This is a genomic window from Pseudomonas sp., from assembly GCF_028293835.1.
In the GTDB taxonomy this organism is placed as follows: Bacteria; Pseudomonadota; Gammaproteobacteria; order Pseudomonadales; family Pseudomonadaceae; genus Aquipseudomonas.
On sequence record NZ_JAQGNX010000001.1, the window covers coordinates 55934 to 69619 of the forward strand.

The 13686-nt window shown below is 58.1% G+C and carries 12 protein-coding genes and 1 riboswitch; of the genes, 3 read left to right on the forward strand and 9 right to left on the reverse strand.

Going from position 1 to position 13686, the window contains the following annotated elements:
- Positions 1-612: a cob(I)yrinic acid a,c-diamide adenosyltransferase gene (gene cobO, locus JWR17_RS00260; RefSeq protein ID WP_299827154.1), complete on the reverse strand. Its 612-nt coding sequence runs from the start codon at positions 610-612 to the stop codon at positions 1-3.
- A 99-nt stretch (positions 613-711) separates the two neighbouring features.
- A riboswitch (cobalamin riboswitch) is annotated at positions 712-934 on the reverse strand.
- A gap of 161 nt (positions 935-1095) precedes the next feature.
- On the opposite strand from cobO, the gene JWR17_RS00265 reads away from it, so the two are divergent.
- Entirely contained in the window at positions 1096-2442 is a 1347-nt protein-coding gene (locus tag JWR17_RS00265; protein ID WP_299827155.1) for a sorbosone dehydrogenase family protein, read from the forward strand.
- A 168-nt stretch (positions 2443-2610) separates the two neighbouring features.
- Here the strand turns inward: JWR17_RS00265 and araD1 are convergent, their stop codons facing one another.
- Together araD1 and JWR17_RS00275 are read right to left on the reverse strand one after the other, a co-directional pair.
- On the reverse strand, positions 2611-3603 hold the full coding sequence (gene araD1 / locus JWR17_RS00270; RefSeq protein WP_299827157.1) for an AraD1 family protein: 993 nt from the start codon (positions 3601-3603) through the stop codon (positions 2611-2613).
- Between the two features lie 25 nt (positions 3604-3628).
- Entirely contained in the window at positions 3629-4966 is a 1338-nt protein-coding gene (locus tag JWR17_RS00275; protein WP_299827159.1) for an MFS transporter, read from the reverse strand.
- Between the two features lie 215 nt (positions 4967-5181).
- On the opposite strand from JWR17_RS00275, the gene JWR17_RS00280 reads away from it, so the two are divergent.
- Together JWR17_RS00280 and JWR17_RS00285 are read left to right on the forward strand one after the other, a co-directional pair.
- The gene (locus JWR17_RS00280) at positions 5182-6924 is read left to right on the forward strand and encodes an IlvD/Edd family dehydratase (protein ID WP_299827161.1); all 1743 of its coding nucleotides are present in this window, start codon (positions 5182-5184) and stop codon (positions 6922-6924) included.
- Positions 6925-7161: 237 nt separating this feature from the next.
- Entirely contained in the window at positions 7162-7884 is a 723-nt protein-coding gene (locus JWR17_RS00285; RefSeq protein WP_299827163.1) for a FadR/GntR family transcriptional regulator, read from the forward strand.
- A 95-nt stretch (positions 7885-7979) separates the two neighbouring features.
- Here the strand turns inward: JWR17_RS00285 and JWR17_RS00290 are convergent, their stop codons facing one another.
- The 6 genes from JWR17_RS00290 to JWR17_RS00315 all read right to left on the reverse strand — a co-directional run bounded on the left by JWR17_RS00290 (position 7980) and on the right by JWR17_RS00315 (position 13438).
- Entirely contained in the window at positions 7980-8525 is a 546-nt protein-coding gene (locus JWR17_RS00290) for a C40 family peptidase (protein WP_299827165.1), read from the reverse strand.
- 208 nt (positions 8526-8733) lie between these two features.
- Positions 8734-9408: an NlpC/P60 family protein gene (locus tag JWR17_RS00295; protein ID WP_299827167.1), complete on the reverse strand. Its 675-nt coding sequence runs from the start codon at positions 9406-9408 to the stop codon at positions 8734-8736.
- A gap of 75 nt (positions 9409-9483) precedes the next feature.
- Positions 9484-10248, reverse strand: a complete 765-nt coding sequence (locus JWR17_RS00300; RefSeq protein ID WP_299827169.1) for an NAD-dependent deacylase — start codon at positions 10246-10248, stop codon at positions 9484-9486.
- Between the two features lie 7 nt (positions 10249-10255).
- Complete coding sequence (gene hda / locus JWR17_RS00305) at positions 10256-10960, reverse strand: DnaA regulatory inactivator Hda (RefSeq protein WP_299827171.1); 705 nt, start codon at positions 10958-10960, stop codon at positions 10256-10258.
- A 276-nt stretch (positions 10961-11236) separates the two neighbouring features.
- Positions 11237-12310 (reverse strand): AI-2E family transporter, encoded by a 1074-nt coding sequence (locus JWR17_RS00310; protein WP_299827173.1) that lies wholly within the window; start codon positions 12308-12310, stop codon positions 11237-11239.
- Between the two features lie 45 nt (positions 12311-12355).
- Positions 12356-13438 (reverse strand): DUF2066 domain-containing protein, encoded by a 1083-nt coding sequence (locus tag JWR17_RS00315; protein ID WP_299827187.1) that lies wholly within the window; start codon positions 13436-13438, stop codon positions 12356-12358.
- Positions 13439-13686 lie beyond the last annotated feature (248 nt).

Here is a 13686-nt window from a genome sequence, read left to right on the forward strand (position 1 = left end):
TCACAACTCGATGCCTTTTTGCGCGCGGATGCCAGCCTGGAAGGCATGCTTGACCACGGCGATGTCGGAGACAGTGTCCGCCAGCTCGATCATCTCCGGCTTGGCTCCGCGACCGGTGACCAGCACGTGCTGCATCGGCGGACGGCCCTGCAAATCGCTGAGCACTTTTTCAAGGTCCAGGTAACCGTGCTTGAGGGCGATGTTCAGTTCATCAAGGACGATCAAGCCGATACTCGGGTCGCGAAGCATCTCCCGGGACACTTCCCAGGCGGCTTCGGCGGCAGCGATATCGCGCTGACGGTCCTGAGTTTCCCAGGTGAAGCCTTCGCCCATGACGTGATAGCGCACTTGCTCGGGAAACCGTCGAAAGAACAGCTCTTCGCCGGTGCTGTTGCGACCTTTGATGAATTGCACCACGCCGCACTGCATCCCATGGCCCATGGCTCGGGCGAGCATGCCGAACGCAGAGCTGCTTTTGCCCTTGCCATTGCCGGTAAGCACTAGCAACAAGCCGCATTCATCCGGTGAATTGGCGATGCGTTCGTCGATGACGGCTTTTTTGCGCTGCATACGCGCCAGATGGCGCTCATCACGTTCGGGGGTTTCGTTCATCTCAGCTCTCCGCTTGAGGCAGGCGATAGCAAACGGAAGGCACTGAAATTGACTGCCAGCACGGCCCAAAAAGCCCTGCGCAGAGCATCGCCCGCCGTGATGCTGTTGAATGGATCAGGCCGGTCTCCGGGCTCATGAGTGGGAATTCCCTGCTATGCGCCTTCCCATGTCGCTTCGGACACAGTGGCTGAAATGCACAGCTTCGACTCATTTACCGTTGCGGGGGCAGCGCCGGGATCGAGCGCTTGACGCGCCCTCACCGGCTTCCCTGTTTCACTCCGCCAATCGTTGATTGCGAAGCACCTGAAACACGTCGCGAAGGGTAGAGGGTTGGGGGTAGAGCGTCAATCAAAGTGCCGCTTGCTTTGGGACGCTTGAACGGTTTAAACCACATACGGGGTCGCGCACCCGGAAAGTTGAACCTCAACAGCTCAACTGCCTCTGATTATTGACGCGACTTTTCGTCTTTCATGGAGATCACTCATGCCCACAATAAGACCTCAATGGGTCGTTCTGCTGGTAGTGACCGCTGGCCTCGCGGCTTGCGGCGACACGTCCCGGTTGCAAGTAGCCGATGGCACTGGCCCCACGCCCAAACTGCCAGAACCCACCAAGACGTTGATCCCTACCGTGAACATTGCGCCTGCCGTGGGCTGGGCAAAAGGCGAGAAACCGATCGCCGCACCCGGAACCCAGGTGGCTGCCTTCGCCGAAAACCTGGATCACCCGCGTTGGCTGTATGTACTTCCAAACGGTGATGTGTTGGTGGCAGAAACCAATTCTCCCGCCAAGCCAGACGACTCGCCGGGTATTCGCGGCTGGGTCATGAAAAAAGTCATGGGCCGTGCGGGTGCAGGCGTACCCAGCGCTAACAGGATCACTTTGCTGCGGGACAACGACCATAATGGCGTGGCGCAAACGCGCACGGTGTTTCTGAAAGGCTTGAATTCGCCTTTTGGCATGGCGCTGGTCGGCAATGACTTTTACGTTGCCGACACCGACAAGTTACTGCGTTATCACTATGAGAAAGGCCAGACCTCCATCCTCGGCGAGCCGACCACCGTGACTGAATTGCCGGCCGGGCCGATTAACCACCACTGGACCAAAAACGTCATCGCCAGCAAAGACGGGAAGAAGCTGTACGTGACGGTGGGCTCCAACAGTAACGTCGGCGAAAACGGCCTGGACAAGGAAGAAGGCCGGGCTGCCATTTGGGAAGTTGACGCGGCCACGGGCGCGCATCGAGTTTTCGCCTCCGGCCTGCGCAACCCCAACGGCATGGATTGGGAGCCGCAAACCGGCAAACTGTGGACATCAGTCAATGAACGCGACGAGATCGGCAGCGATTTGGTACCCGATTACGTAACCTCGGTAAAAGACGGGGGGTTTTATGGCTGGCCGTTCAGCTATTACGGCCAGCATGTGGACGTGCGGGTTAAACCACAAAATCCGCAGATGGTGGCCAAGGCCATACCGCCTGATTACGCGGTGGGCCCACACACCGCATCACTGGGCATGACCTTCGCCGACGGTAAATCGCTGCCTGCACCCTTCAATCAAGGGATGTTCGTTAGCCAACACGGCTCATGGAACCGTAACCCGCACAGCGGCTATAAAGTGTTGTTCGTGCCGTTTGCCAACGGCAAACCCAGCGGGACACCGGTTGACCTGCTGAGCGGTTTTCTAAACGCAGACGACAAAGCCCAGGGCCGGCCTGTCGGTGTGATCAATGATCAACAGGGTGGTTTGTTGGTGGCGGATGACGTAGGCAACAAAATCTGGCGCGTGACCGCGGCGAAAGGACAACAGGCGCCAGCGGCTACGCCTTGATGGAATATCCGGACGCCAATCTGTAGGAGCCAACGTGTTGGCGAGGCTTCAACGCGGTACACAGACACACCGCATCGAATCATTCGCGAACAAGTTCGCTCCACCGAGCTCAGACCGCCAAAGCTTCAGCACCTCCTCACCAAGTGCAGAATTGTCTCTTCTCTATAGCTACAACGCTTTGACCTGTCCCGGCTCGTACACTGACTCAACCGGGGCGATGCCATTGATTAGTGGCGCGCCGAAGTCGGCTTGGCTGACTTCGAATTGATCGCCTGGCTGCGTACGTACCCCGTCAGCAAACGACAGCGTGGCAGTGCCGAAAAAATGCACGTGCACATCGCCCGGCGTGAGGAACTGGTTGTATTTGAAGTGGTGGTATTCGAGGTTCTCGAAGCTGTGGCACATGTTGGCCTCGCCGCTGAGAAACTCTTTTTCCCAAAGCACTTCGCCATCGCGGCGAATGCGGCTGGTGCCTGCGAGGTTTTTTGGCAGTTCTCCAACCCTCAGTTCCGGGCCGAACGAACAGGCGCGCAACTTCGAGTGAGCGAGGTACAGGTAGTTTTTACGCTCCATCACATGGTCGGAGAATTCGTTACCGATGGCAAAACCCAGTCGGTACGGCTTGCGGTCATGACCGATCACGTACAAACCGCTGAGTTCCGGCTCTTCGCCTGCATCTTCAGCGAACGGTGGCAGCGGAAACGCCTGGCCCGGACGCACCACAATGCTGCCGTCACCTTTATAGAACCATTCGGGTTGCACACCGGCTACACCGGCCTGCGGCTTGCCGCCTTCCAGACCCCACTGAAAAATACGCATGCTGTCGGTCAGCGAGGCATCATCTACCGCGTGCTGGTGCATTTTGTCTCGAGCAGACGCACTGCCCAAATGGGTCAAACCGGTGCCGCTGACCAACACGTGCGCGGGATCGGGATGGTCCAGCGGCGGCAAGATTCGCAAATCTTGCAGCAATTGCGCGTAGTCGTGATTGGCGCCGAGGCCTTGGCTGTCGACTTGCTCAACCAGGCTCACGCCCGCTTCGATGGCCGACAACGCCAATTCCCGAACGCTGTCGGCGCCCAGCACTTCATGGACACGGTCACTGTCGACCACGCCAACGCGACGCTGGCCGTTGCTCAATTCGAACTGTACTAAACGCATATTCATGCTCCTTACTTGGCAGGATTCAAGGACGACTGGCGGGCTGCGCCCTTTGGTTACGGGCGCTGGCGGCAAATTCTGTGGGAGCCAACGCGTGTTTGCGCTCCAGTAGACTGTAGACGACGCCGGTCAACACCAGCCCGAACAGCATCACCGCAGACAAGAAGTACAAGCCCGACGCAAGGCTGCCGGTGTATTCCTTCAACGCGCCGATGACGAACGGTCCGATATAACCGCCGAGATTGCCCACAGAATTAATCAACGCAATACCTGCCGCTGCGCTGGCACCGGCAAAGAAACGCCCCGGCAACGTCCAGAACACGGCGGTGCAAGAAAACAGCGAAAATGCCACCAGACACAAGGCGGCCAGTTGCAGCATGGGCAACGTCAGCCAGGCGCTCAAGAACAAGCCGATGGCGCCCAACACATACAGCACCGCCAAATGGCCATAGCGATCATTCAAGCGATCGGAACTGCGCGGAATGATCAGCAAACCGATGATGCCGAAGATATACGGCACGGCGGAAACGAAACCGGTGGCGAGGTCGCTGCCGCCGAACTGTTTGATCAACGTCGGCAGCCATAAACCCAAGCCATAAATGCTCAAGGTGACTGGCAGATAGAACAGCGCCAGCAGTAACACCCGCTTGTCTTTGAGCGCGTGCAGCGGGTTGCCGTGACGGGTCTGGCCGTATTCTTCCAAGTCCTGTTTAAGCTCGCCGGCCAACCAGTCCTTCTCTGACTGATCCATCCATTTGACTTGCTTGGGACCATCCGGCAACCAACGCAGCACCGGCCAGGTCAGCAGAATCGCCGGGGTGCCGATCACGATGAACAGCCATTGCCAGCCATGGAGGCCGAGCACGCCGTCCATGCCCAACAGGCCACCGGATACCGGACCGGTGATCATCATGGCAATGGGTTGCGAGAGGATGAACAGCCCCAGGATTTTGCCGCGATGGCGAACCGGGAACCACTGCGTAATGTAGTACAGCACCCCGGGGAAAAAACCGGCCTCAGCCGCGCCGAGCAGCAAACGCATGGCGTAGAAACTGTGCGGGCCCTGAACGAAGGCCATACCGATGGTGATCGCGCCCCAGGTAATCATGATCCGGGCGAACCAGCGGCGAGCGCCGAAGCGTTCGAGCATCAGGTTACTGGGGATTTCCAGCAGGAAGTAGCCAATGAAAAACAGACCAGCGCCCAAGCCATAAGCGGCATCACCGATACCGAGGTCCGCGCCCATGTGCAGCTTGGCGAAACCCACGGCGGAGCGATCGACGTAAGCGACCAGGTACAACAGGATCAGAAAAGGGATCAGTTTCAGGGTGATGCGACGTATAAGCCTGAGTTCCTGGCTCATGAAAGCGGTCTCCATTTATTGTTGTTATGGAAGCTCTGGGGCTCGCCTCTGCCCGTCGACGCCTCGATAAAAGCGCCATCGTCGACAGGGTCGTCCCTCAATGAAAATCGACTATATAGTATTACTATTTGAGCTACAACACTTCCAAAGCCAACCATTTAGGCTTACTTTAACCTTCGAAAAAGCCATTAAGTCTTACAATAAGAGTGCTGATCATGTCTGACCTGCCTGATAAAAAACCTACCCTGCGCTCTGCCCAATGGTTCGGTACCGCCGATAAAAACGGCTTTATGTACCGCAGCTGGATGAAGAATCAGGGCATTGCCGATCATCAATTCAGCAAACCGATCATTGGCATCTGCAACACGTGGTCGGAGTTGACCCCGTGCAATGCGCATTTCCGCACCATCGCCGAACACGTGAAACGTGGCGTGATCGAAGCCGGTGGTTTCCCGGTGGAATTCCCGGTGTTCTCCAACGGCGAATCCAACCTGCGCCCTACCGCCATGTTCACCCGCAACCTGACCAGCATGGACGTTGAAGAAGCGATTCGCGGCAACCCCATCGATGGCGTGGTGTTGCTGACCGGCTGCGATAAAACTACCCCTGCCCTGCTGATGGGCGCGGCCAGCTGTGATATCCCGGCCATCGTCGTTACTGGCGGACCGATGCTCAACGGCAAGCACAAAGGCAAAGACATCGGCTCTGGCACGGTGGTCTGGCAGATGCACGAAGCTTATAAAGGCGGGCAGATTACCCTGGACGATTTCTTGTCGGCCGAAGGCGACATGTCCCGTTCAGCCGGCACCTGCAACACCATGGGCACCGCCTCGACCATGGCCTGCATGGCCGAAGCGCTGGGCACGTCATTGCCCCACAACGCCGCGATTCCGGCCGTCGACTCTCGCCGTTATGTACTGGCGCACATGTCCGGCATGCGTGCCGTCGAGATGGTCAAAGAAGACCTGCGCCTGTCGAAAATCCTCACCAAAGAAGCCTTCGAAAATGCCATCCGGGTGAACGCCGCCATTGGCGGCTCGACCAACGCGGTGATTCACTTGAAAGCGATTGCCGGGCGGATCGGTGTCGAGCTGGACCTGGACGACTGGACGCGCATGGGCCGTGGCATGCCGACCATTGTCGACCTGCAACCGTCCGGGCGTTTTTTGATGGAAGAGTTCTACTACGCCGGCGGGTTGCCTGCAGTGCTGCGTCGCCTTGATGAAGCCAATTTGCTGCCGAACCCGGACGCCCTGACGGTCAACGGCAAGAGCATTCGCGACAACGTCAAAGCCGCGCCGATTTATGGCGATGACGAAGTGATTCGTGCCCTGGACAATCCGATTCGTGCGGACGGCGGGATCTGCGTGTTGCGTGGGAATTTGGCGCCGCTGGGTGCGGTGCTTAAACCTTCGGCCGCCACTGCCGAGCTGATGCAGCACCGGGGCCGTGCAGTGGTGTTCGAGAATTTCGACCATTACAAGGCTCGGATCAACGACCCGGAACTGGACATCGACGCGACCTGCGTCATGGTCATGAAAAACTGCGGGCCGAAGGGTTATCCAGGCATGGCAGAGGTGGGCAACATGGGCCTGCCGGCAAAACTGTTGGCTCAGGGTGTGACTGACATGGTGCGCATTTCCGATGCACGCATGAGCGGCACCGCGTACGGCACCGTGGTTCTACACGTCGCGCCCGAAGCCGCAGCGGGCGGGCCGTTGGCGGTAGTGCAAGAAGGTGACTTCATCGAACTCGACTGCGCCAGTGGTCGCTTGCATCTGGACATTTCCGACGCCGAACTGGCAGCGCGTCTGGCCGAATGGAAGGCGCCGCAGAAGCTGATATCGGGCGGCTATCGCCAGTTGTACATCGACCATGTGATGCAAGCGGACCAAGGCTGCGACTTTGACTTCCTGGTCGGCTGCCGCGGCGCCGAAGTGCCGCGTCATTCTCATTGATTAAGGTCCTTGGCGACGGTGTGCTTCAAACACACCGTCTAAAGCCATCCGCGCCGCACTTGAATTTGTAGGAGCTGCCGAAGGCTGCGATTGGGCCGAAATAATCGCAGCCTTCGGCAGCTCCTACAGAAAGCCCGCTGCAGCACCGAATTTATTCCGGAAGGGGCCTCAACGGTGTTTACGCCCAGCGCAATGCTATGATTCGCCGCATTCACGCTCAGGATCGACCCGCACCCCATGGATTACCGTAAGCCTTCCGACCGTAAAAGCATGCACGCCCGTATTGTTCAGGAAATCGGCATGCAGATTGTCTCCGGCCGCTTCAAGCCCGACGACAAACTGCCTGCTGAAGCGACCCTGTGCGAAGAATATGCGGTCAGCCGGCCGGTGTTGCGTGAGGCCACGCGGGTCCTGGTTGCCAAAGGCCTGGTGTATTCCCGGCCTCGCGTTGGCACGGTGGTCAAGCCGCGTCGTGAATGGCATTTGCTCGACCCCGACGTGTTGCACTGGGTCATGCAAAGCACCCCGCAAAATGAGTTCTTCACCCTGCTGACCAGCGTGCGCAGCATTATCGAACCCGCCGCCGCCGCCCTCGCCGCCCAGCACGCGACAGACGCGGACATCGCTTCGATCAGCGAGGCGTACCATCGCATGGACGCCGCGACCACGCCTGAAGAGCTATTGCAACCAGACCTGGATTTCCACAGCCGTATCGCCGACGCCACCCACAACGATTTGCTCGCACACTTGAGCAATATGTTGTCTCTGGCCTTGCGTGAGGCATTGAAGCATTCCAATCAGCGGCCCAACTTGCATGAGTTGGCGATGCCGCGTCACAAGGCGATCCTCACCGCCATCCAAAACCGCGACGCCCTCGGCGCGAAGCACGCGACACTGGTGCAATTGGACGACGCAAAAAATGCCCTGAAGCTGGTGCTAGGCCAAGAATCCGGAGGTTAATTCCATCTGTAAGAGCCAACATGTCGGCGAGAGGTGTGACGCGGTGTATCAGGCACAGCCCCTCGTCAACAAGTTGGCTCCACCAGGGGGTTAGGCTACGGATTACGCGCGAGATGCTCTGGCTGAATCACGCGTTTGGCGTTGAGGTAGGCTTTTTGCCAATAGGGTTTGGACAGGCTGTCCAGGCGTACCGTACCGCCGGTTGCGGGAGCATGGACGAAGCGTCCTTCTCCGACATAAATCCCTGCATGACTGACCGTTGAGCCACCGCCCGTGGCGAAGAACAATAAATCCCCGGACTGCAAATCGTCGATGCCGACATTTTGTGCGCGCATGCTGAGCATGTCGTGGGTCGTACGAGGCAGCGCGATGCCTGCCGCGTCGCGGTAGACATAACCGATCAATCCGCTGCAATCAAAACCTGAGTCAGGTGTATTACCGCCCCAGCGATACGGCGTGCCGACCAATCCCAATGCGCGAAAAAGCACATCCTGAGCAGCCGGCGAGAAAGCGTCGGGAGAAACGGAAGCCGCGGGCTTAAAAACAACCCGTGGACTTTGCGGTGGTGGAGCGTGGCCAGCACATGCACTGAGCAAAGCGACCAACAACCCAACGGAACCAAGGCGTAACGTGATCGACATAAACACAACAACCTGAGCGTGGATGCGGCTTACTGCGCCGAGAACCGAATCTGCGTTTAATGAGCTGGAAGCTCGTTACCGCAGTTAACGTCGCCATTACGTCGCCTGCTTCCCGAATGAATCGGTCCACAGAGGACGCAATTCCTGAGACATTGCGTCGTCTGCTTTCCGAATGAATTCAGTTCAGTAGACGCTATATCTCAGGTTATTACTGGTGTTGGGTTTGAATTGTAGTCGGCGCCATGGCTAATGCACGTTTGGCTTCGATAAAAGTCTTTTTCCAGTAACTGTCGTCCAGGCTATCGACCCGAACACCGCCGCTGCGAGTGCTGCTGGAGTGGATGAACTGGTCATCGCCCAGGTAGATACCTGCATGGCTGACACGACCGCGACCTTTAGTGCTGAAGAACAACAGGTCACCTGGCTTCAGGTCGTTGCGAGCCACCAGCGGTGCGTTGACGTTAATCATTTCCCGGGTGGAGCGTGGCAGGTTCATGCCGGCCTGTTCGCGAAACAGATAACCGATGAAACCGCTGCAATCGAAACCTGACTCGGAAGTACCACCTGCCCGGTAACGCGTACCGATCAGGGACATGCCGCGCTCAAGGATGCTGTCTGCAAGGAGGGGCATCTGGTACGGCTTGCTGCTTGCGAATTCGGACAGTTCTTTCTCGGTGATCAGCTCGTCCGAGAACAGAGCGTCAGCATCAGCCCCATCAGCCATTTGTGCGCGTGAATGCGATGAAACGCCTGGAGAATGCGCAGTAATGGAAGCCTGGGAGTTTTGTGATTGCTGTTGTTGCGAGACGGGCATCTGTGCCGCGCAACCAAAAAGGAGTGATACCAGTGCGAGGGGCACGAGGGGTGCGAAGCGAGTTAGCATGGGCACGACCGTGGGAAATATGTAAAGAAGCCGAGACTATGCCTTCTATGATCCTCATTTGCAAATTCAATCGAACTAAATGTGACTTACCAGTTCCTCCATAACCTCTAAGGCTCTACAGCCGAGAAACACGTCCATCGCCGCACTGTGGTCCGTGCGCTGTGGATTTATCTCGGCGGTAAAGCCACCCGCGACCCGCGCCCGCAACACCGGCTCATGGATGTACGGAAAACTCGCCGTCGTGCCGATGGTCAGTACCGCATCAAAACCCTTGGCCATTTCCTCGTACAGCGTCTCTATCGCCCGCTGGGGCAGCATTTCCTGAAACAGCACCACCGGCGGTCGCAATACTCCTTGGCATTGTTTGCACAGCGGCGGCATTGGCCGATGCAGGTGTTCGCTCAATTGCGGATCGACAGCGCCGCACGACTGGCAAAACAGCGGCGAAAGCGTGCCGTGGATCTCAATCAAGCGCTCATCCGGGCTGCCCGCTGCACGATGATAGCCATCGACGTTTTGCGTCAATACCCAGCATTCGGGCTTGATCCGCTGCAACTGGGCGATAGCGTAGTGCGCAGGGTTGGGTTGCGCGCCGAGGCACGCCTTGCCCAGTTCAGCGATGTATTTCCAGCACAACGCCGGATCACGACGCAGCATCGGCCCGGACAATGCCATTTCAATGGGCAGACCGTCGGTCGTGGTGCCGTTGTAGAGCCCGCCTACACCGCGATAGGTGGGCAAACCTGAATCCGCCGACAGACCGGCGCCGGTAATGACCAAAATGCGCTGGGCATGCCGTAGCGCCGCCGCTGTCTGTAACAGCAGATCGCGCGCTATCACGACTGGATTACCAACCCAACGTTTCTTTCAAGAACGGAATGGTCAGCTTGCGCTGTGCTTGCAGGGATGCCTGGTCGAGGCGCTCCAGCAACTCGAACAACGCACTCATGCTGCGAGTCCCACGGGTCAGAATGAAATGGCCGACTTCATCGGTCAGGTGCAGGCCACGGCGTGAGGCGCGAAGTTGCAGCGCGCGTAGCTTGTCTTCGTCGGACAACCCGCGCATCTGAAACACCAGGGCCATGGTCAGCCGGGATTTGAGGTCGAGGAGTTTGACTGGCAACTCACGGGGCGACTGAGACGCAGCAATCAACAGACGACGGCCGCTGTCGCGCAGGCGATTGAACAAATGGAACAACGCCTCTTCCCATTCCGGCTTACCCACCACCGCTTGCAGGTCGTCCAGACAGACCAGTTCGTACTGTTCCAGGTTGTCGAGCAGCTTGACCCCTTCACCGATCAGCTCGGCCAACGGCAGGTACACGGCCGGCTCGCCCATTTGCTCGAAGCGCAGGCAAGCGGCTTGCAATAGATGAGTACGCCCGACGCCGTCCTTGCCCCAAAGATAAATCAGGCTTTCGGTCCAGCCGGCATCGGCTTCGCACAGCCGCTCCACATAGCCGAGTGCTGCGGCATTGGCGCCTGGATAGTAATTGATGAAAGTGGCGTCATCACGCAGACGCACACCCAAGGGCAGCTGAATCGGTTTCATGCTGGCTTAACGGTTCAGGCGAACCGCTGGGGGCCTCTGTGTAAAGTGTGCAAAGTTTATACCGGTGACGCTGAGCGCACAATGCGGCAGCAAAATCAAAGGTTTGCAGTGGCCGTCTAACCCGACACTTCTAGGAGCGCGCATGCCCGCGATCAGCTGCGAAGCAGTCGTAATCCAGCCAAGGTGATTCCTCAGGCCGACATTGAGTCCAGCAGTTGGGACCGCTTCGCGCTCCATCGCGGGCAAGCGCGCTCCTACAGGAATGGTGCGTACCGACTACAAATCGGGGTCTTCCATCCCGCCATAGATATCTGACTCCTTATAAAGGTCATGGACATGCCGCACCAGCACCATGATCACCGCGGCGACCGGCAACGCCAGCAACACCCCGGTGAAGCCAAACAGTTCACCGCCAGCCAGGATTGCGAAAATGACCGCCACCGGGTGCAGACCGATTCGGTCACCTACCAATAACGGCGTGAGCACCATGCCTTCCAGCGCCTGACCAATCATAAACACCGCAACAATCCCCATCATCGGGTACAGATCACCGCCAAACTGGAACAACCCGGCAACAATCGCCGAGCCGATACCAATCACGAAGCCCATGTAGGGGACGATGGCAGCAAGCCCAGCGATCACGCCGATCAACAGGCCCAGTTCCAGGCCCACCAACATCAGGCCCGCTGCGTAAATAAAGCCCAGAGCGACCATCACCAGCAGCTGACCGCGAATAAACGCGCCTAGCACTTCGTGGCATTCGTGCGCCAACTTGATGATTTGTCCTTCACGATGACGTGGCAGAAGGCTACGCACCTTAGCCATCATGACGTCCCAGTCGCGCAGCAAGTAAAAGCACACCACCGGGATCAACACCAGGTTGGTCAGCCAGCCGATCAGCGCCAGGCTTGAAGCCGTAGCCTGCGCCAGTACCACACCGACGATGTCACTGGTCTGGCCCATGTGTTCGGAAATAGCCGCCTTGACCTTGTCGAACTTCCAAAACCCGTCCGCCAGCCCCAGCCTGGCCTGAGTCCACGGCAACGCCGTGTGCTGCAACCAATCGAGTATTTGCGGCGCCAACTCATACAGCCGGAACAATTGCTTGGCGAGCATGGGCACCAAGACCAGTAACAAGGCCATGAACACCATGCTGAACAGGCCAAACACCACCACCACGCCCAACGTGCGTGACAAACCGACAGCTTCCAACCGATCAACCAAGGGATCAGCCATGTACGCCAACAGCAGCGCGATCAAAAACGGCGTCAAAATCGGGTGTAGCAAAAATACAAACACGCACAGCAGGACAATCCCGCCAATCCAAAACCAACGACGTGAATCAGCCATTACTGCCCCTTACACCCATGAATTAAACCCAACAACAATTCTGTGTTACCAACGGAAATTCAATTGCGGCGTCGATGACGGCGCAGGCACCGGCGCGACCGTAGCCACCGGTCCGGCGCCCACCCCTGCTGACGGCTGGGCAGGTGGCTGTACAGCTGCCATCGGCGCGACCTCGCTGGCAGGAACCTCTTGCAACCTCGCCAGCGCTAGCTGCGAGCGCAATTGATCAGCGCTACCGCTGAGCTCGTAGGTAATTGCATCGCCCTCCACCAGTTTCAGTTTCGCGCCGAACGGATCAAGCAAGCGCCCCAGTTGCGCATAACGCTCTAAAGTCATGCCTTGTACGCGCAGCACCAGACTGGTGGATGCGCCAGGCTTGGCCACAAAGTGCGGGGCCAGACGCTCGCTGACTGCCAGCATTATCGCATCGGCCAGCGCTGCGGTATCGGCGCCGGTGGCGGTGCCCTGTTCACGTTGCGCGCCGAGCCATAAACGCCAGGTGCCCTGCCATTGGCCGTCATTTTCACGGGCATGCACGGCCAACAAGGCATCAGCGCCATACCGATCAGACGCGTCTTTCAACGGCGCAGGATCGGTGCCTTCAAGGTTCTTCGCCGTAGCGACGATTTGCTCGCTCAGATCAGCCAGTGGCAAACGTAGCGGCAAACCACGGTGCTGAGCGGCGCGACGCAACGGTTCGGCCAAGGCCTGACCGTCACCGACCAGGTTCGAACCATCGGTGGCATCGTTCAACCACCAGCCCAAAATGGCCGGGCGATTGCTGCCCCATACGGACAAACCTGCCTTGCGCATGGAGTTGTCAGCGCTCACCGGATCGAAATCCACCAGCAAGCTTTCCGGCGGACCGGCCTCGTAGCCGTACTTGGTGATGATCTGCTGCGGGTCTTTGCGCACCTCAGACAAGCCAGCACTTTGTGCGGCCCTGGGATCACCGGTCAGGCGCAGAACCAAGGTTTCCAACGCCCGTTGGGTAGCTTGGGTGCGCTCTTCGGGTGATTGCCCGGTGACCGGCTCACGCACTTGATAAAGATTGCTGACGGTCTCAGCGAAACTCGGCAGGCTGACCAGGGACAGGCAGCCTACCAACAGTATTTTGGAAAAACGCAGGTTAGGAAGACGCATTGAGGTTCCCAAAGGGCAAAAAATGACACAAGAAAAGAACGCGCGAGACAACTGATGCGGTTCAGACCACACATCGGGTCGAATCATTCACAATTAATAGTAGCTACACCTTATACAGACGCCGACGAACGAGCCAGCCTGCGTGTCCAGCTGAATTATTTTCTCCTGAAATGCCTACCCGTCGGCCTAAGGATGGCCGCTGCCCTGTAAGCCTGATAAAATCGCGCGCCTTC

Excerpts from the sequence above, each read along its gene's own strand:
- cobO (WP_299827154.1), bottom strand. The coding sequence starts at position 612 with ATGAACGAAACCCCCGAACGTGATGAGCGCCATCTGGCGCGTATGCAG.
- JWR17_RS00265 (WP_299827155.1), top strand. The coding sequence starts at position 1,096 with ATGCCCACAATAAGACCTCAATGGGTCGTTCTGCTGGTAGTGACCGCT.
- araD1 (WP_299827157.1), bottom strand. The coding sequence starts at position 3,603 with ATGCGTTTAGTACAGTTCGAATTGAGCAACGGCCAGCGTCGCGTTGGC.
- JWR17_RS00275 (WP_299827159.1), bottom strand. The coding sequence starts at position 4,966 with ATGAGCCAGGAACTCAGGCTTATACGTCGCATCACCCTGAAACTGATC.
- JWR17_RS00280 (WP_299827161.1), top strand. The coding sequence starts at position 5,182 with ATGTCTGACCTGCCTGATAAAAAACCTACCCTGCGCTCTGCCCAATGG.
- JWR17_RS00285 (WP_299827163.1), top strand. The coding sequence starts at position 7,162 with ATGGATTACCGTAAGCCTTCCGACCGTAAAAGCATGCACGCCCGTATT.
- JWR17_RS00290 (WP_299827165.1), bottom strand. The coding sequence starts at position 8,525 with ATGTCGATCACGTTACGCCTTGGTTCCGTTGGGTTGTTGGTCGCTTTG.
- JWR17_RS00295 (WP_299827167.1), bottom strand. The coding sequence starts at position 9,408 with ATGCTAACTCGCTTCGCACCCCTCGTGCCCCTCGCACTGGTATCACTC.
- hda (WP_299827171.1), bottom strand. The coding sequence starts at position 10,960 with ATGAAACCGATTCAGCTGCCCTTGGGTGTGCGTCTGCGTGATGACGCC.
- JWR17_RS00310 (WP_299827173.1), bottom strand. The coding sequence starts at position 12,310 with ATGGCTGATTCACGTCGTTGGTTTTGGATTGGCGGGATTGTCCTGCTG.